The sequence below is a fragment of the Streptomyces paromomycinus genome, assembly GCF_003865155.1.
Classification (GTDB): Bacteria; Actinomycetota; Actinomycetes; order Streptomycetales; family Streptomycetaceae; genus Streptomyces; species Streptomyces chrestomyceticus.
The window spans coordinates 214,458-232,358 of the sequence record NZ_BHZD01000001.1; the positions used below are offsets into that span (position 1 = coordinate 214,458).

The 17,901-nt window shown below is 71.5% G+C and carries 14 protein-coding genes; 8 read left to right on the top strand and 6 right to left on the bottom strand.

Annotated features, from left to right (window positions below; all coding sequences use genetic code 11):
* The first annotated feature begins 338 nt into the window (after window positions 1-338).
* Window positions 339-2,993 (top strand): glycosyl hydrolase family 28-related protein, encoded by a 2,655-nt coding sequence (locus OEIGOIKO_RS00830; protein WP_170251456.1) that lies wholly within the window; start codon window positions 339-341, stop codon window positions 2,991-2,993.
* Window positions 2,994-3,085: 92 nt separating this feature from the next.
* On the opposite strand, the gene OEIGOIKO_RS00835 is transcribed toward OEIGOIKO_RS00830, so the two are convergent.
* Complete coding sequence (locus OEIGOIKO_RS00835) at window positions 3,086-3,994, bottom strand: helix-turn-helix domain-containing protein (protein WP_125050840.1); 909 nt, start codon at window positions 3,992-3,994, stop codon at window positions 3,086-3,088.
* A gap of 143 nt (window positions 3,995-4,137) precedes the next feature.
* Here OEIGOIKO_RS00835 and OEIGOIKO_RS00840 point away from each other — a divergent pair, with 143 nt between their 5' ends.
* Window positions 4,138-4,980 carry an alpha/beta fold hydrolase gene (locus OEIGOIKO_RS00840; protein ID WP_125050842.1) on the top strand — a complete coding sequence of 281 codons (843 nt, stop codon included), beginning with the start codon at window positions 4,138-4,140 and terminating at the stop codon, window positions 4,978-4,980.
* Between the two features lie 37 nt (window positions 4,981-5,017).
* On the opposite strand, the gene OEIGOIKO_RS00845 is transcribed toward OEIGOIKO_RS00840, so the two are convergent.
* Window positions 5,018-5,728: an SDR family oxidoreductase gene (locus tag OEIGOIKO_RS00845; protein WP_125058368.1), complete on the bottom strand. Its 711-nt coding sequence runs from the start codon at window positions 5,726-5,728 to the stop codon at window positions 5,018-5,020.
* Window positions 5,729-6,116: 388 nt separating this feature from the next.
* Between OEIGOIKO_RS00845 and OEIGOIKO_RS00850 the strand changes: the two genes are divergently transcribed.
* Window positions 6,117-6,917, top strand: a complete 801-nt coding sequence (locus OEIGOIKO_RS00850) for a helix-turn-helix transcriptional regulator (RefSeq protein ID WP_125050844.1) — start codon at window positions 6,117-6,119, stop codon at window positions 6,915-6,917.
* Between the two features lie 199 nt (window positions 6,918-7,116).
* Window positions 7,117-7,881 carry an SDR family NAD(P)-dependent oxidoreductase gene (locus OEIGOIKO_RS00855; RefSeq protein ID WP_125050846.1) on the top strand — a complete coding sequence of 255 codons (765 nt, stop codon included), beginning with the start codon at window positions 7,117-7,119 and terminating at the stop codon, window positions 7,879-7,881.
* Between the two features lie 82 nt (window positions 7,882-7,963).
* Here OEIGOIKO_RS00855 and OEIGOIKO_RS00860 read toward each other — a convergent pair whose 3' ends face one another.
* Window positions 7,964-8,671 (bottom strand): B3/B4 domain-containing protein, encoded by a 708-nt coding sequence (locus OEIGOIKO_RS00860; RefSeq protein ID WP_125050848.1) that lies wholly within the window; start codon window positions 8,669-8,671, stop codon window positions 7,964-7,966.
* 89 nt (window positions 8,672-8,760) lie between these two features.
* The gene (locus tag OEIGOIKO_RS00865; protein ID WP_125050850.1) at window positions 8,761-9,597 is read right to left on the bottom strand and encodes a DMT family transporter; all 837 of its coding nucleotides are present in this window, start codon (window positions 9,595-9,597) and stop codon (window positions 8,761-8,763) included.
* A gap of 131 nt (window positions 9,598-9,728) precedes the next feature.
* On the opposite strand from OEIGOIKO_RS00865, the gene OEIGOIKO_RS00870 reads away from it, so the two are divergent.
* Both OEIGOIKO_RS00870 and OEIGOIKO_RS00875 read left to right on the top strand, forming a co-directional pair.
* Window positions 9,729-10,313: a helix-turn-helix domain-containing protein gene (locus tag OEIGOIKO_RS00870; RefSeq protein ID WP_125050852.1), complete on the top strand. Its 585-nt coding sequence runs from the start codon at window positions 9,729-9,731 to the stop codon at window positions 10,311-10,313.
* Between the two features lie 563 nt (window positions 10,314-10,876).
* Entirely contained in the window at window positions 10,877-11,845 is a 969-nt protein-coding gene (locus OEIGOIKO_RS00875; RefSeq protein ID WP_125050854.1) for a ribosome-inactivating family protein, read from the top strand.
* A gap of 247 nt (window positions 11,846-12,092) precedes the next feature.
* On the opposite strand, the gene OEIGOIKO_RS00880 is transcribed toward OEIGOIKO_RS00875, so the two are convergent.
* Together OEIGOIKO_RS00880 and OEIGOIKO_RS00885 are read right to left on the bottom strand one after the other, a co-directional pair.
* A complete protein-coding gene (locus OEIGOIKO_RS00880; protein WP_246177934.1) occupies window positions 12,093-12,680 on the bottom strand; it encodes a TetR/AcrR family transcriptional regulator in 588 nt (195 codons plus the stop codon).
* A 50-nt stretch (window positions 12,681-12,730) separates the two neighbouring features.
* Window positions 12,731-13,072 (bottom strand): MBL fold metallo-hydrolase, encoded by a 342-nt coding sequence (locus OEIGOIKO_RS00885; protein WP_148112425.1) that lies wholly within the window; start codon window positions 13,070-13,072, stop codon window positions 12,731-12,733.
* Window positions 13,073-13,860: 788 nt separating this feature from the next.
* Between OEIGOIKO_RS00885 and OEIGOIKO_RS00890 the strand changes: the two genes are divergently transcribed.
* Together OEIGOIKO_RS00890 and OEIGOIKO_RS00895 are read left to right on the top strand one after the other, a co-directional pair.
* Window positions 13,861-16,653 carry a helix-turn-helix transcriptional regulator gene (locus OEIGOIKO_RS00890; protein ID WP_170251458.1) on the top strand — a complete coding sequence of 931 codons (2,793 nt, stop codon included), beginning with the start codon at window positions 13,861-13,863 and terminating at the stop codon, window positions 16,651-16,653.
* Between the two features lie 127 nt (window positions 16,654-16,780).
* A complete protein-coding gene (locus tag OEIGOIKO_RS00895) occupies window positions 16,781-17,866 on the top strand; it encodes a methyltransferase (RefSeq protein ID WP_125050862.1) in 1,086 nt (361 codons plus the stop codon).
* Window positions 17,867-17,901: the final 35 nt, after the last annotated feature.

The following is a 17,901-nucleotide window of genomic DNA, read 5'->3' on the forward strand; positions in this document are numbered from 1 at the left end:
GGGCAACGGCAAGGGCACCCTCGGTTCACGCTCGCCGATGTGGCCCAGCGCGTCCTGACGTCAGTACGGCACCACGTCGAGAGGGGCATCCGGCCGCCGCGGCCGGGTGCCCCTCTGTCGCGTCTGATCGCCGGCCCGGCCTCCGGCGTCGGCCCCGGTTTCGCGACGCGGCCAGGGCGACCTGGGATCAAGCATCAACTGGGTTCAGGCTCCGCCGCTCCCCCACGCCGACGGCCGTATCACCCATGTGGGTGGAAAGCGCGACCGATGGCTGTCCCCGGTCGGCGGTTTGCCGTCTCCTGGTCCGAGGCAACCGGCCACCGCACCCGGAGGAGCCCATGCAAACAGCAACCGTCGCAGTCGACGTCCAGGCCGGCGATGTGCTCTGCTCCGCGCTGGCCCCGGACGACGCCTCGCGGCTGACCAAGGCGACGCCCGCCGCGCTCACCGCGGGAACGATGGTCACCGGGGTCGCGGCCACCGCGGCAGCGGCCGGCACAAAAGTGAGCTACTACGCACAGCCGGAGGTCGTGCCTGCGCGGCTCACCGGGCTCGGAGCCGGGCAGCCGTGCTCCGTGGTCGTCGACGGGCAGGGCCGGTGCGCGCGCCAATTACCCCTGAGCGAAGGCGCATTCGCCGTCGGCGAGTGTGATGCGCAGGGCGACGTGGCCGTGGTGCCGAGACACGACTTCGCGAACGTCCTCGACTTCGGCGCCAGGGGCGACGACCAGGGCGACGACTGGGACGCCATCACCCGTGCCATGCGCTCCCTGCACCCGCTCCGGCCCGGCGTGGTCTACTTCCCGTCGGGCTACTACCGCATCCGTCGCCCGCTGGTCGTCGGCCGCGAGCAGGGGAAGATCGAGCTGCTCGGCGAGAGCGAGCACACCACCACCATCAGGTTCTTCGGCGGGCACGGTCCCGCGCTGTGCATCTCGCCGAAGTCGCTGGGCCACCTGCCCACGGCGGACGCCCTGCTCACCGGAGCGGGCAAGGCCGGCGCCCTCAGCGCGAAGAACAGGAGCACCGTCAACCTCCGTGACAGCCCGGCGCTCGACATGGACGGCGCGGCATCGTTCTCGGTCTCCTGCACGGTGCGCCCCGAGGTGCTTCCGGGCGGCGGCGGGGAGCCGGTCATCTCCAGCTCGGGCCGACGGCTGAACAGCGAAGCGGCCACCTGTGCTTTCGGGATCTTCCTCGGCGGCACGACAGGGCAGGTCACCGTCACCGCCACCGCCCGGCTCGACGGCGTGGACCACACCGTCTCCCACCCCGGCGGCTTCCCGGTCGGGCAGCCGCTCCACCTCTGCCTGGTCTGGGACGGCACCCACCTCGATCTCTACGCCGGGCCGCCCGGGACGGTACTGACCCCCGCGGAGCCGCGGGAGGGGCAGCGCCCCCGGGCCGGGGCGAAGCTGACCCAGCCGGTCGAAGAAGGCGTCTACCTCGGCGTCAGGAGTCAGCAGCGCTGGCCGGAGTACCGGGACCTCACGCGGCCGTTCACCGGGCGCATCGACTCCGTCCGCATCAGCGACTTCGTGATCGACCGGGACGCCGGTACGCGGACGTTCACCGCGCCGACCGCGAAATTCTCCGCCGACTTCGCCACCAATGTACGGCCCGACCCCGCCCACGCGGACCGACGGCTGGTCACCCGGATACTGATCAACTTCGACCGGGACGTCGACGCCTTCACCGTCGGGTCGACCTGGATCCGGCGGACACCGGACCCCGACCCCGTCTATCTGATGTACCAGTGGGGCGGGCCGCCGGCAGCGGCCGCGATCACCACGGTCCGGCGGCTGGAGTTCCAGTGCCCCTCGGGCGCGGGAATCCATGGCCAGCTCTCGAACAGCTCGGTGTTCAGCCACCTCCGCGTCACCGCCGCACGCGACGGGATGCGGCTGCGGAACAACTCGTACCTCTGCGAGGTCGAGCATCTTTTCCTCAGCGCCACCAGGCTCGGCCTCACACTGGGCGGCAGCGGGCTGGCCAGGGTCAACCGCTTGCAGACCGTCGGAACGCAGTACGACTTCGTGGCGACCGACCTCGTCGGCGTCACCGCGCGCGACTGGTACCTCGGCAGTCACCGCTCCGTCGTACCGCTCCTGCTGACCTCGGCGGCACCGTACGGGTCCTTCCACGGCATCGGAATCGCCATCAGTTCGGAGGCGACGCAAGGCCACCCGGAGACCTGGCAGTGCGCGGTGGCCACCTCCGACCTGCACCATGTCGTCCTGGAGAGCTCGGTACTGGAAACCAGCTTCCTGCGGCAGACCGACTGCCCGCCCGTACGCATCGACAACTCCCTCCTCCTGCTCGCCCAGGAACCGCCCGAGCCCCCGCTGGAGCTCCCCACCGCGTCGACGTTCGTGAACTGCGAGTTCCGCCCGAGCCCGAGCACCCGCGCGAACATCGTCTTCACCGGCCGGCGGGGGCCGTCACCGGTCCGGATCATCGGCAGCACCACGAATCCCGCGAACCCCTGGGCCCTTCCCCAGGACCAGAACAGGGTGTCCCACCTCGGTGGCTGCGTGTCCACGACCGACCTCGGCCAGACACAGTGGCAAGGCGGTCGGGACTGGGTGTTCGCCCTCGACACCGCGACGGGGCGGATCGGGGCCCGCGAGCGGGAGGCGCAGGGCTGCGGCATCGCGGCCTCGCAGCCCGTCACCCTGGCCGCGGTGCCCCTGGCAGCCGGGGCCAGCCGCTACCGGGCCGAGGTCCTGGCGACCGATCCGGCCGGCCGGGCGGCGACGTGGGTCGTCGAACAGGGCCTGAGCACCGTCGGCGGTACGGTCACCGCCTGGGCATCCGAAAGCCGGGTGCTCGACTCCTTCGGATCCGCCGAAGGCTCGGTACCGGCCGGGTGGAACCCACCACAGATCATCCCGTTGGACGGGAACGCCGTGGTGAAGTGCTCGCCGCCAGGAGGACTGACGCTGGCCTTCACGGTGAAGCTGCGGGCGACCGAAGGGCTGGCCGCCTCCTGACGGGACACTGCGCGCTGTCCAGGAGCAAGCCTGCCCTTGTCCTTGCCACACCCGCCCGGGCTGTTCCCGATGCTTCCGGAACAGCCCGGGCATCACACGGTGCCCGCACGGAGAGCGTACGCGTCGGCGGCGGTGCTGTACGTAGTGCGCCAGGTGGTGGGGGGCGTGCCGGTCTGGCGTTTGAAGAAGGTGGTGAAGTTCCCGGTGTCCTGGAAGCCGAGGCGCCGGGCGCAGTTGCTGACCGGCAGGTCGGTGTGGGCGAGCAGCCTTTTGGCTTCGAGCAGGATGCGCTGGTCGAGGAAGCTCTTGGCGCCGGTGCCGGTGGCGGCACGCGTCGCCCGGGTCAGGGTGCGTACGTCGTAACCGAGTGCCTGGGCGTAGTCGGCCACGTGATGCCAGTCGGTGAAACGCTCTTCGACGGTGGCCCGATAGGTGCGGAAGACGTCGGTCTGCCGACTGCCGGAGCGCCTTGTGCCGGTCGGGGCCGGCGCGTCGGCGGCGGGGAGGGTGCGCAGGATCAGGGCCGCCAACAGGTGGGAGAGGAGCGCGGGTGAGGCCAGGCTCGGGGTGCGGACTGCTGCGCTGTGCTCGCGTTCGAGGTGTTCGACGGCGAGCAGGGCGAGGGACAGGCGCTGCTGGTCCAGTTGCCCGCAGGCCGGTGTACCGGCCTGCGGCACGGTGAAGCCGGGAAGGGAATCGGGCCGGAAGAGAATCAGCGGACCGTCGCAGGCCTCGATGTCGCTCCAGCGGTGCACCGTGCCCGGCCGGATCCACACGGCGCTGCCTTCTGCCAGCAGGTACCGGTGGAAGTCCGCTTCGTGCATGCCGGTTCCGGAGCCGACCAGCGCGAACACGTGGAAGTCGGGGCGCTGCGGCTGGGTGCGTCGGCGGTGGGCGTCCATCGAGCGCAGCGCGGCGAAATCGAGGACTTCCACCCCGTACGCCGATCCGACGGCGGGGAGATAGCGCACTTGCCGCACCGCACCGTGTCCGTTTTCCACAAGGAGTGTGTTCCTTTCCGCCACTGGGTGAACGGTCTCGCGCCTACCGTCGCAGACGAGCCTGACAGCAGGTCAGGCTATTGGTTCGCCGGATCGGCAGCAGGCGGCAGGAGTCGCCTGCTGCCGACGGAAGGGAAGACGCGATGACGACGGAGATGACGGAAACGACAACCGGTGTTGCGGTGTCGGGCGGGTGTCTCGACGTGCTGACACGGGGCCGCACCGGGCCCACCCTGGTCTTCGTCCACTACTGGGGCGGCTCCCGCGACACCTGGAACGGCGTGCTGGACCTCCTGCCGCCCGGGCAGGCGACGGTCCGTTTCGACCAGCGCGGCTGGGGCGCCTCCCAAGCCCTGCCCGGCCCCTATCACCTCGACCAGCTCACCGACGATCTCGCCCGGGTGGTCCGGACCAGCGTGCCCGGGCCGTTCGTCCTCGTCGGCCACTCGATGGGCGCCAAGACGAGCCAGCTCCTTGCGGCCCGCCGGCCGTCCGCGCTGGTCGGCCTGGTGCTCGTGGCACCCGCGCCGCCACAGCCACCCGCCATGGTCACCGAGGAGTACCGGCAGGGCCTGGCGCACGCCTACGACTCGCCCGAGACGGTGTGCCACGCCCTCGACCGTGTCCTGACCGCCACCCCGCTGCCCCCGGCGGTGCGGGCCACCGCGGTGCGGGACAGCCTCGCCTGCGGCGCCGAGGCCCGGCGCGAATGGCCCCTGCACGGTATCGCGCGGGACATCACCCGCGCCGTACGGGACATCGAGGTACCGGTGACCGTGCTGGCCGCGGAGAACGACGTGGTGGAGCCGCCGCACGTCCTGCGTGACTGCCTGCTGCCCCACATCCCGCACGCGACCCTGACAACGGTCCCCGACGCCGGTCACTTGCTGCCCCTGGAAGCTCCCGACGCCGTCGCGTCAGCCCTTCGGAACTTCCTCGCGGACACCGCCACGAACAGGGACAGGGGCAGGGGCATACAAAGCTGACCGTGCGAAGGTGTCGGGCTGTCGGGGCGCGCCGTCGTCACCGCTGCGCGGTGGGCCGTACCACGATCTCGTTGACGTCGACCTGGTCCGGCTGAGCGACGGCGTACGTGATGGCGTCCGCGATCGAGGTGGGATCGAGTGCCATGGCGTCGCGGCGGGCCAGCAGCGCGGCGCGGGCGTCGGGGTCGGCGACCGCGTCGGCGAAGTCGGTGTGGACGAATCCCGGGGAGACGATGGTGACGCGGAGGTCGCCCACCTCCTGCCGCAGCCCTTCGCAGACCGTGCGCACGGCCGTTTTCGTCGCGGCGTAGACGGCCTGTCCGGGGACCGTGCGGTACGCGGCGGTCGACGCCACCGTGACGAAGTGTCCGGCCTCCTGCCGGCGGAAGACCGGCAGTGCGGCGGCGATGCCGTGCAGTACGCCGCGCAGATTGACGTCGATCATGTCGTCCCAATCGTCGACGCGCAGGTCCTCCAGTGGGGAGATCGGCCCGATGCCGGCGTTGTTGACCAGCACGTCGAGGCGCCCGAATCGGGCGACCGCCGTGTCGACCAGGCGGACGAGGTCCGTACGCCGCCGTACGTCGGTCGGCACGCCGACGGCGCGGCCACCGTTCTCCCGGATCTCGGCGGCCAACTGCTCGATGCGATCGCCGCGCCTGGCGCCGAGGACGACCGTCGCTCCGTGCTGCGCCAGGGCGAGCGCGGTGGCCCGGCCTATCCCGCTGCTGGCGCCGGTGACGGCGATGACCTTGTTGCGGGGCTGTGCCTTGACTGTGTCTGTGTCTGTGTCTGTGTCTGTGTCTGTGTCTGTGTCTGTGTCTGTGTCTGTGTCTGTGTCTGTGTCTGTGTCTGTGTCTGTGTCTGTGGTCGTGGTTGTGTCTGTGTCTGTGGTCGTGGTTGTGGCTGGGCCTGTGGATGTGGATGTGGGCGTGGTGGTGCTGGGCATGGGTGCGGTGGTCTTCCTCGGTCTTCAGTGCCGGCAGAGCCCGGTGCGTTCGGTCTTCGGCCCGGTACCGGCAGGCGATGGCATCGGGCCTGGTCGGGAGCTGCCCTCTGCCCTGGACTCAAGTCTGCACCGGGACCAGCCTGGTATACAGAGCCTGTTCATTCTGGAACCAGGAGTGCCATCCACCATGCAGCAAGAGCAGGACCAACGCGCTGAGCTGGGGGCTTTCCTCCGCAGCCGCAGGCAGCGCATCACGCCTGACCAGGTGGGGCTGCCGCACACCGGCCGTCGCCGGACGCCGGGGCTGCGCCGGGAGGAGCTCGCGCTGCTCGCCGGGATCAGCGCCACCTGGTACACGTACCTTGAGCAGGGCCGGGACATCCGCGCCTCGGACCAGGTGCTCGACGCCCTCGCCACGGCGCTGCGGCTCGACCGCCACGAACGCGACCACCTCTTCCAACTCGCCGGTCACGCACCCGGGACCAGGGCCGGGGAACCTGAACGACTGACCGCCGAGGTGGCGGCCGTTCCCCTGCTGCTCCAGCCGCAACCGGCCTACATCATCGGCGGCAACTACGACGTACTCAGCTGCAACCAGGCAGCCGACGAGCTGTTCCCCAACCTCACCACGGCCACGGACCGGCCGGCGAACTTCGTCCGCTGGGTGTTCCTCGACCCGGTGGCCCAGGACGTCGTGGTCGACTGGGAGCAGGAGGCTCGCGGCCTGCTCGCCCGACTGCGCACGCTGGCCGGGCGCCACCCGAGCGACCCCGCATACACGCGGCTGATCGACGAGTTGACCACGGGCAGCCCGCAGGCACGTGCCTGGTGGTCGCAGTACGACGTCCAGGTCCGCCGCGGAGGACGCAAACGACTGCGGCGCAGAAACGGCGAGGCGGTCGAGTTCGTCTACACGGCGTTCCACCTGGCCGAACAGCCGGAGCTGACCCTGGTGATCTATACCGAGGGCGAGGAGCCGACGGGCTGAGCGCGGCCGGGGGGTGCGGAGACGCGCTGCCGGCCGGCGACGAACCCGTACGTGCCGAAAGTGCCCTGACCGCCGAACATGCCGACCGGCCACCCCACCCTTCCGTATCGAGCGGTACAGATGTGCTACGTTCTCATTCAGTACCGATCGATACAGAAATGTCGGTACGGACTTTCGTCACTCCGTGGAGGTCATCCCGATGGGACAGCTCGCAGGCAAGACCCTTGAAGGCAAGACCGCCGTCGTCACCGGCGGCAGCACCGGCATCGGCCTGGCCGCCGCCGTACGACTGGCGGCCGACGGTGCGCACGTGTTCGTCACCGGTCGGCGCAAGGCCGAGCTGGACGCGGCCGTGGAGACCATCGGCTCGGCGCGGGCCACCGCCGTGGCCGGTGACATAGCGGACCCGGCCGACCTGGACCGCCTGTACGACGCGGTCCGCGCCCGGGGCCGGGGCCTGGACGTGCTCTTCGCGAACGCGGCGAGCGCCTCGTTCGCCACGCTGGAGCAGACCACCGAGGAGCACTTCGACCAGACCTTCGATGTCAACGTGCGGGGCACCCTGTTCACCGTGCAGAAGGCGTTGCCGCTGCTCAACGACGGCGCCTCGGTGATCCTGAACGCCTCGGTGCGGGCCGACGACGGCGTCGCGGCCTTCGGTACGTACGCGGCCTCCAAGGCGGCGGTCCGGTCCTACGCCCGCACCTGGGCCAACGAACTCAAGGACCGCGGCATCCGGGTCAACGCGATCTCGCCGGGCACCATCGACACTCCCGGACTCGACGGCGTGGCCGCCACCGCGGACCGGCCCGGCGCCAAGGCGCACTTCGCCGCGGCTGTCCCGCTCGGCCGGATCGGGCGTGCGGAGGAGGTTGCCAACGTGGTGGCGTTCCTCGCTTCCGAGCAGAGCAGCTTCGTCCTGGGGGCCAACCTGTATGTCGACGGCGGCGAGAACCAGTTCTGACCGGCAGGCGCGAGAGAACGATGGAACCGGGCCGGTTCGGTTTGGCCCGGTCCGGGCCGGCAGACGGGCGGGCAGGCGGGGCTCAGACAGTCGCCCCGGGATGAGCCGGGCCGAGGTAGTGGACTGCGGTCTGTCCGGCGTGCGGGGTGAGCAGGTGCCGCAGTTCGTCCGCGGCGGTCTTGAGGAGGTGGCCGTCGCGGGTGGCCTGGAGGGTTTCGAGAAGGAAGGCGACGTGGGTGGAGTCCTCGGTGACGCGGGTGCGGTGGGCGTCGCGGTGGTTCCAGTGGCGGGTCAGGACGCCGGTGGCGTCCGCGTAGATGATCTCGCCGGGCCTGGGGGTCTCGACGGTGTCGGGTTCGCCGAGCGGGGTGAACTCCTCGGTGCCGTCCGCGTGGCGGATGGCGATGTCGCCGGTGACGTGGTCCAGGTCGAAGGCGCCGGCCGGCAGGCCGTGCCGTACGGACACACAGTTGTAGGAGTCGACGGCCGGGTTGATGCGCGGCAGAGCGCCCTTCTTGGCGAAGCGGCGGCCGAGCGCGTCGACGCTGGGGCGGATCCGGCGGGGGTTGGTGCCGAAGGACCGGTAGGCCGCGTGCCACACCTCGATACGGGGGTCGCTCTCGTCGGCGGGCTGCCACGTGCCGTCGGCGAGCTGCTGCTCCAGACTGTCCAGAGCGGCCGTGGTGCCGGGCCAGGGCTCGCGCCCTCGCAGTCCGGTGGCGGTGACCAGGGCGATGCGGGTGTCGGGGAAGGCGTCGGCGACAGCGGGGGTGATGTGGATGTCGGGCATGGGTCCGTTCCTGTGCGGGTGCGGGTGAGCGGGGTGGGTGGGTGCGGCTGCCGGGGGCTGTCGTGGTTCGGGTGGCGGGGTGGTCCCGTTCAGGTCAGGGCGAGGAGGCTGACGGCGACGGCGGCGGTGCCGAGGCCGATGAGCTGGCCGCGGTGGATGCGTTCGGCGAGGACGCCGCGGGCGAGCAGGACCGTACCGGCCGGGTAGAGAGCGGTGATCACGGCGACGACGGTCAGGTCGCCGCTCCGTACGGCGAGCAGGAACATCAGGTTCGCCAGGGAGTCCAGCACACCCGCGGCGGCCGACATCGCGTAGGCGGGCCGCTCGGAGCCGAGCCTGCGGCGCATCAGCGCGGCGGCGGTCAAGGTGACGGCCGAGGAGACCGTACGGCCGACGATCAGCGGGGCCACCCCGCTGTCGGACGGCGCCTGGTGCAGGAAGACGAACTGGAGGGCGATGGCGGCGCCCGCACCGAAGGCCAGCAGCAATGCCGTACGGGAGGGGCGCGCGGCTCCGGCGCCGTGTCCGGCGCTGACCAGCACCACCGCCATCAGCGCGAGGGGCAGGCCGATCAGCCCGGCGGTGGCCAGGTGCTCGCCCTGGAGCAGGCCCACGCCGACGGGCAGGACGGCGGACACGAGTGCGGTCACGGGCGAGAGCACGTTCATCGGGCCGATCGCCAGGGTCTTGTAGAGGAGTGCGAACGCGGCGGCCGAGGCGACTCCGGCAGCGGCGCCCCAGCCCAGGGTCGCGGTGCTGAACGAGGCGCCGAGCACCGGCCACAGCAGCAGTTCGACCGCGAGACTGGCGGGCGCCGCGATCATCACGGTGCGCAGCACGTGCGCCTTGCGGGCGCCGAGGCCGCCGAGGAAGTCGGCGCATCCATAGGCGAGGGAGCTACCGAGAGCCAGCAGTAGAGCGATCACAGCGACAATCCCTTACGATTCAACGGAACGACCAGACCGTACAACACAATGACCGGTCGGCGTCAACCGAACGACCGAACGGTGCATTCGATTGCACCGCTGTCCAGCTACCAGCCGTGGAAGGTGATCAGATGGCCGAGACGGCCGCAGCACTGCGGACGCTCGCGCAGAACGTCAAGGCGGCCCGCGCCCGTGCTGGCCTGTCCCTGGAGGAACTGAGCCGGCGCGCCCAGGTCAGCAAGGGGGCGCTGGTGGGGCTGGAGAGAGCCCAGGGCAACCCCAATTTCTCGACCCTGGTCCGGCTGGCCGACACCCTGGGCGTCTCCGTCTCCGCCCTGCTGCAGGGGTCGCCCGAAGGGCGCGTACGCATCGTGGACGCCGACGCCGTGGCACCGCTGTGGACCGGAGCGCGGGGCAGCGAGGCCCGGCTCATGCTGACGACCTCGGGCCCGGCCCCCACCGAGATCTGGCGCTGGCGGCTGGAGCCGGGCGAGGAGTACCCCAGCCACCCCCACCAGGCCGGAGTCGTGGAAACCGTCAGCGTCACCGCCGGCCGGATGGTCCTGGTCGTCGACGGCACCGAGCACACCGTCGAAGCCGGCCGGACCGCCACCTTCGACGGCGACAAGCCCCATGGCTACCGGGGTGCGGGGGATGAGACCTGTCACCTGGTCATGACGGTGCATCTGCCGCCGGGGCCTGCCGCGACGGGGTGAGCGGCGGCCGGGGGTGGTGGTGACGGGTGTCTGGCCGGGGCGGCATCCGTATCTGTCGCGAGCCTGACGCTCGCCGTGGGGCCCTCGGGCTCACCATGGCGCCCAGCGCTCATGCGGCGACGCCCTGTCCGTCCGGGGCTGTCTGTATCTGCGCGGGGTGGGCGGGTCGGCGCCGTACACCATGACGCCGGTCAACTCCGTCATCCTCGTGCGCTGACCACCCGTCTCGGAACCTCCGAAGCAGCGGTTGCGAGATGGGTTCTCAGGGAATCGGAGGCTGGCCCTCAGCATCACCTGCGGAACGTGACCGGCAGAAGTAGCCCGGCTGCTACTTCTGCCGGTGGAAATGCCTGGTGCGCCCCGGCCGGGCCTAGTTGACTCAAGGACACGGCAGGCAGAACCGTCCTCGAGTACGCGCGTCGCTGACAGGCCTTCAGCTCGCCCGCCGGGTGCAAAGCAGCGTGACCGGCGCACCGCAGATACCTGTCACCAGGAGGAAGCGCCGGTTCTGAGGTGCCGCTTCGCACTGCCGCCTCCGTTCCACGACTCAGAGAGAAGCGTTCATGAGCGAACGAGAGCTGTCCCGACGGTCCTTCACGAGGATCGGCGCTGCGGCGCTGGCACTCCCCGCCCTGGGGGCGCTGCAGGGCCTGGCCGCACCGCACGCCTACGCGAACACCAATAACCTGTGGTCCGACTTGGACTGGCGCATGGCGGGCTACCAAGACGAGCGCGGCACCATGGACGCCGCCCGGCAGGGGTCGCAGTACCAAAGCCTGGTGCGCGGGCTGCGCACCCTCAGCAGCCAGCCGATGGAAGGCGCTCAAGGCAACCCTTACTTCTGGGACACGACAAGACGGGCAAACAACCCCTCCCTGCGCGTCATCCGGATCTTGCTCTGGAACCCCCTCGGCCGGGCCAACGTTGCGCTGTACTTCAACGTCGACAACCTCTACCTGATGGGCTTCAGCTCCCACGGCGAACACTTCCGCTTCAACGACGCCTCTTTCAGTCACCTGTCGCAGAGCCTCGCTGGCCGCTTCGGCGGGAATCCTCCCTTGGTCAACGTGATGCGTTCCACCGGGCGCTACGCCACGCTGCACGCTCCGGCCGAGTGGCGGGGGAACCAGCCCTACACGTCGAACAACTTCCTGTACCACCTGTCGACCCTGGAATCCGCCAACGAGCACAACATGAACGCCCAAGATGTGGGTCGGGCGCTCGCCTTCTTCATCGGCGCCACAGCCGAGGCCACCCGCTATATGTGGATCGAGGACCGCATCGGCCACGTCATCGTGCAAGGCTATGACCCGACCGACCCCGACCACCCGGCGCACCTCGGCGCTTTCGGCACCGACCTCCAGAACGCCTGGGACCCTCTGTCCGTGCTGGCCCACCGGACCCTCCAGGGACGCTCCGCCACTCCGGTGCGCATCGACGGGCGCGTATACCGCAGCTACCAGCAATTCTATGACGGGAGCGCCGGCCCCCGCATCGCCCCCTTCATCGGCATTCTCGGCAAGGGCATCTGACCTGGCAGCGCCACAGCGGCCGGGACCCCACCCACCTCGGGCCGGGCCCCGGCCGCCTACACGCCGCCACAGCCGACGGAACCCGCCAGCCCAAAGGACAACACCGCCCACACAACCCGCCTCGAAACCTGCGCATCAAAGGTGCCGGGATGGGTTCTGAGCAGCACCCCCGAAAGGCGTTCCGCCGGCCTTCCCGTCACACCAACCCGGCGACTGGGGCAAGGGGTTGCGGGCGAAGGGTCGCGTCTCACCCCTCGCGCGCGCCGTCGGCCACGCTGAGTGCGGCGCAGGCGACGTCGCGGGCCGGGCGGGCGGCGTCCGCGCCCAGGATCGAGGACGTCACCATGGCTCCCTCGATCAGGATGTGGAGCTGCTCGCCGACGCCGCGTGCGTCGGTGAAGTCCCCGGCGAGTCCGGTCAAGTAGGAGCGGAGCAGGGTCTTGTGCTCCTGGACGGCTTCGGCCACGAGTGGGTGGCGCTCGTGACCGGGGCCGCCCAGTTCGGCCCGGGCGTTGACGAAGGCGCAGCCACGGAACCCTGGTGCGGTGACGGTTTTCTGCATGTGGTCGAACGCCGCGAGCAGGCGCGTCCGTGAGCCGGCGGGGGCCGGGGCGCACCGCTCGACGGACTCGGACAGGCCCGCGCGCAGTCGCTGCCCGTGCGCCCGCAAGTAGGCGGCCATGAGCTGGTGCTTGGAAGGGTAGAGCTTGTACAGCCGCGCGAGCGACACCCCGGCCTGGTCCCGTACCTGGGTCATCCGCACCGCGTGGCTGCCGTAATCGCAGAAGAGCTCTTCGGCGGCCTCCAGTACGCGCCTCCGCCCGTCACCGTCCACCGCGGCCAACCCGGGGTTTCCTCTTGCGCCAGTACGCTAGAACGTTGGTTCTAGCGTACTGGCGCGACCGACGGTTCGAACCACTCGCCGTACGGAACGACCAGGGGCGCGATGCCGAGTTCCCTCGCACGCTGCTCGAAACGTTCGACCGCCCGCGGGGTCTCGACGTAGATCGGAGCCTTGTTCAACGTGCCGTAGTGAAGGGGAACCGCGATGCGGGCGCCCAGGATATGGGCTGCGACCGCTGCCTCCTCCGGCAGCGTGGCGGCGTTGAAGGGGCTCGGCGGCTGGAGGTGCGGGAGTTCCACCACCGGCCCGTTGACGGGGGCGAGCGCCTTGCGGATCGCCACCGGGTCGGCGTGGTCGGTGTGGTCGGTGTGCAGGTGCGTCACCAACGCCGCCACCGCCTCCCCCCAACCGGGAGGCCGCGGGGAACTTCTCGTCCGAGTACAGCGGCGAGGCGTCCTCGATGAGGTCGATGACCAGCGTACGGCCGGCGTGTTCGAGTTCGGCGCCGGCCCATCCCAGAGGTCGCAGCCGCACAGCGTCTCCTTCGCTTCATGCTTTGGCGCCCCGCATCGGCGTGCCGGGCAGGACAGCCCAGAACCGGCGTTCCTAGAACGGGCATTCTTACCGTCGCAGAATGGCCGTTCTAGGTTGCGTGGGCGGGTCGTTCAGCCGGTGAGCGGCCGTGTCGGCGCCGTTGCCGAGTGGTCCCGGGGCGACCCGGACGAGAGAAGCGGCAGCCAGGTTTCCCCCTTCCGGCGAATGTCCAAAAAGGGGCGCCCCTCCACACTCGTCCCCGACCGGACTGAACCGGCCGGTCCTGAAGCACGTATTCCACAGTGCGGTGCCCAGCAGGGCACCAGTCGGCTCACGGGGGGACGCGGCGGCAGACGTGCTCTGCCGCGGCACATCGGCAGCCGCCGCCAGTCCGGCCGACGAGCGCACCGGCCATGGGTGGCCGGGCTCGTCGGGCCGGGCCACGCGGTCGGTGCCGGACCGGTCCGCATTCGGCACGGACGGTCCGGCTGCTGTCCGGGAGAGTCGGGCGCTTCTGGAAGGACGGTCGCACGGGGGCAGCGCCACCTTGTGGCCCGGCAACCGGCAACCATGTCGGCGACGCCTGCTCGTACGACGGGGGAGGATGGGAAAAGTGCTGATCGGACACGCTGTTCAGATGCAGGGCACGGGCCCGGAACTGGTGGAGCGGGAACCCGCTCTCGCCACCCTGCGCGACCTCCTCGGCTCCCTGTCCCGCAGACGGGGCCAGACCGTCCTGGTGACCGGGCCCGCGGCGTCGGGCCGGTCCGCCCTGCTCCGGGCGTTCGCCGAGGAGGCCGTGGCAGCCGGTGCCTCGGTCCTCACCTCGGCGGGCTCCCCCGCCGAGAGCCGGCTGCCGTTCGAGCTGGTCAACCAGTTGCTGCCGGGGTTGCGGCTGGCGGACGGCGCACTGGACCACGCACCGTCCGCGCAGCCGGCCGGCGCTTTTGGTGCCGACGCCGCCCGCGAAGTGCACCGTACGGTGGCGCGGCTCGCCCGTACGGCACCGGTCGTCCTGGTCGTCGACGATGTCCAGCACGGCGACCGGGAGTCCCTCGACTGCCTGCTGTACGCCGTACGCAGGCTGGAGCGGGCGCCGGTCATGATCGTCGTCTCCGAGCCGGAGCAGCCGGTCCCGGGCGTTCCTTCGGTCAGTTCCGCGTTGCTCCCGCACCGGCGCTGCACCCGGCTGCGCATCGGTCCGCTGTCCGTGGACGGCATCCGGACGCTGGCCACCCACCGTGTCGGTGCTGTCCAGGCGCGGCGGCTGGCTCCTCGGTTGAAGCTCCTCACCGGTGGAAACCCGCTGCTGGTGCACGCCTTGCTCGACGACAGCGGTGGCGACGACGGGTGCGCGTGCGGGGAAGCGGCCGGGAGCGGGGGCGGGGACGACGGTGCGGGCGGGACCGGCTCCGGAGAGGCCTGTGCCGGCACCCGTTTCCACGATGCCGTACTGACCTGCCTGGACCGTTGCGGTCCGGGCGCGGCGGATGTCGCGCGGGCGCTGGCCCTGATCGACACGCCGGCCACGGCGCAGCTGATCGGCGAGGTCACCCGGATGACCCCGGAGTCCGTCGGGCAGGCCGTCACGGCCCTGAGCACGAGCGGCGTCATCGAGAATTTCCGCTTCCGCCACCCGGGCGCCCGTTCCGCCGTACTGGCCTCGGTGCCCTACGAACGGCACCGCGCGCTGCGGCTACGGGTGGCGGAACTGCTGCACCGGCGCGGTGCCCGTCCGGCCGAGGTCGCCCGGCACCTGCTGCGCTGCGGTGAGGTGGGCGCGCCCTGGGCCTGCCAGGTGCTGGAGTCCGCAGCGGAGGCGGCCATGGCCGACGACGACATCGACCATGCGGTGAACTGCCTGCGGCACGCCCACCTTTCGGCCGTCGACACCGTCCGGCGGACGACGTCGCGGATCAAGATGGTGCAGGCCGAATGGTGCCGCGATCCCGAGCTGTCGCAGCGACACCTGAAGGACCTGATCGGTCAGGTCCGGCAGGGCGGTGTCGCCGAGGAGGCGCTGACGCCGCTGGTCAAGCAGGCGGTCTGGCACGGCGCTCCGGGCATCGCGGAGGAACTGCTCGACCGGTTGCGCCTCGACACGGGCGCGGTCTGCCCGAGTGAGGCCGCCGAGCGGCAGTTCACGCACCTGTGGGCCGCCTCCGTCTACCCGTCCCTGCTCCGGACGGTGCCGCAGACGCCGGTGGGCCGGCGCCGGGACAGCGGTCCGCTGCTCGGCCGGATGGACCGGCCGCTGCGGGCGGCCGGGGCCCTGGTCGACGTACTGAAGCCGGGCGGCCACGACGCGGCGGTGGCGGACGCCGACCAGCTGCTGGAGACGGTGTATCCGGCCGGCCGGGAACGGGAGGTCTTCCGGGTCGCCGTCCTGGCGCTGGAGACGCTGCTGTACGCGGGCCGGGCCGAGCGCGCGGCGCGGTGGAGCGAGCGGCTGCTGGACTCCAGCGGCGACAGTCAGGGCCGTACGTGGCTGGCGCTGCTCAGCTGGACGGCGGCCGAGGCGGCGCTGCGGCAGGGCGATCTGCCGGCCGCCGCCGAACGGGCCCGGGAGGCGCTGAAGCTGATTCCGCAGGCCAGTTGGGGCGTGGCGGTCGGTCTGCCGCTGAGCTGCCTGGTGGCGGCGCAGACCGGCATGGGCGACTTCCCGGCAGCGGCGGGACAGCTGGCGCAGCCGGTGCCGGACGCGATGTTCCGGTCCCGGTACGGGCTGCACTACCTGTACGCGCGGGGCGGGCACGCCCTGGCCACCGGGCGGCCGGACGCCGCGCTGACGGACTTCCAGTTCTGCGGCGACCTGATGTGCGAGTGGGGCATCGACTCCCCCGGCCTGTTCCCGTGGCGGCTGGGCGCCGCACGGGCGTGGCACGACAAGGGCCGTACGGAGCGGGCCAGGCGCCTGGTCAACGACCAGATGACACGGTTGGGGACGGACGGCTCGCGCACCCGGGGCGCGGCGCTGCGGCTGCTCGCCGCGGCCAGTCCCGTACGGCAGCGCCGGACGATGCTCCAGGAGTCGGCGGAAATTCTCCAGGCGTGCGGTGACCGGCTGGAGGCCGCGTACACGCTGGCCGACCTGAGCCGGGTGGAGTCCGAACTGCGTGAGCACCGCAGGGCGTGGGTGCTGGCGCGCAAGGCGCTGCAGCTGGCCCGGGCGTGCGGGGCCGGGCCGCTGGCCGAGTCGCTGCTGCCCGGCGCCCGGCCGAAGGACGCGGTGCCGGTGGCCGTCCCTCCGGATGCCGCGGCACTGACGCCCGGCGAGCGGCGGGTGGCGTCCCTGGCCGCCGACGGCTACACCAACCGGGAGATCGCGCAGCGCCTGTACATCACCGGCAGCACGGTCGAGCAGCACCTGACGAAGGTGTACCGCAAACTGTCGATCCGCAGGCGGGACGAGCTGCCCACCGACCTGTGAGGCCGGGCCCCGCCGGGCGTAGGGGGCCCGGCGGGGCAAGACAGGGGGTGCACCGCTCTGTAGGGGTACTGGGGGGCGCGGCCCGGTCAGTAGCTTCGGACCGGTGGTCACGTCGACAGGAGCGACAGTGCTGAACTCAGGGGAAACAGCCGCGGAGCCGGCCCGGAACGGCGCGGGCCGCACGCCCGCCGAGGTCTTGATGGGCCTGGTGTGGGGCAGCACGGCGTCCGCCGCGGTGACCGCGGCCGCCGCCCTCGGTGTCGCCGACCACCTGGCCGGCTCCCCGCTGAGCGGCGCGGAGGTGGCGGACCGGGCCGGTACGGACCCGGACGCCACCCGTCGTCTGCTGCGCGCCCTGGCGGCGCTGGGCCTGGTGACCGAGGAGAGCCCGGACCGTTTCGCGCTTACCGAGGTCGGCGCGTTGCTCCGCTCGGACGTCCCGGGCTCCTACCGGGCCGCGGCGAAGGTGTTCGGTGACGAGACCCTGTGGCAGGGGTCCCGGGGCATGGTGCACAGCGTGCGCACCGGGGAGCCCGCGCTGCCGCACTTCCTGGGCGCCGGTCTCTTCGACCACCTGCGGCGCGACGCCGGGGCGTACGCGGAGTTCAACGACGCGATGGGACAGGCCAGCCGGACCGTCGTACCCGCCCTCGTCGGGCACGTCGACTTCACGCCGTTCCGCACGGTGGTGGACATCGGGGGCGGCGACGGCACGCTGCTGGCCGGTGTGCTGCGGGCCCATCCGGACGTGCGGGGCGTGGTGTTCGACACGGCGGAGGGCGTTGCCGCCGCCGCGGCGACACTCGGTGCGGCCGGGGTCGCGGAGCGGGCCGAGATCCGTACCGGCGACTTCTTCGCGGGCGTACCGGCGGCGGGCGACCTGTACGTGCTGAAGAACATCCTGCACGACTGGGAGACGCCGGACTGCGCGCGCATTCTGACGCGCTGCCGGGAGGCGATCGCTCCGCAGGGCCGGCTGATGATCGTGGCGCAGGTGCTGCCCGACGTGGCGGCACCCGGGCAGTGGGTGCCGTCCCACCTCAACGACCTGACGATGCTGGTGAATCTGGGCGGCCGGGAGCGGACCGGCGCGGAGTACGGCGCCCTCCTGGAAGCGAGCGGCTTCGCGCTGACCGGGATCGACGAGGTGCCCGGGTCCGGGGGCTTCTCCGTCGTCCACGCCGTTCCCGGGCCCTCCCCCGCCGTCCGCTAGTCAACCAGCGTGTCCGCCCAGCCGAGAGGGGTTCC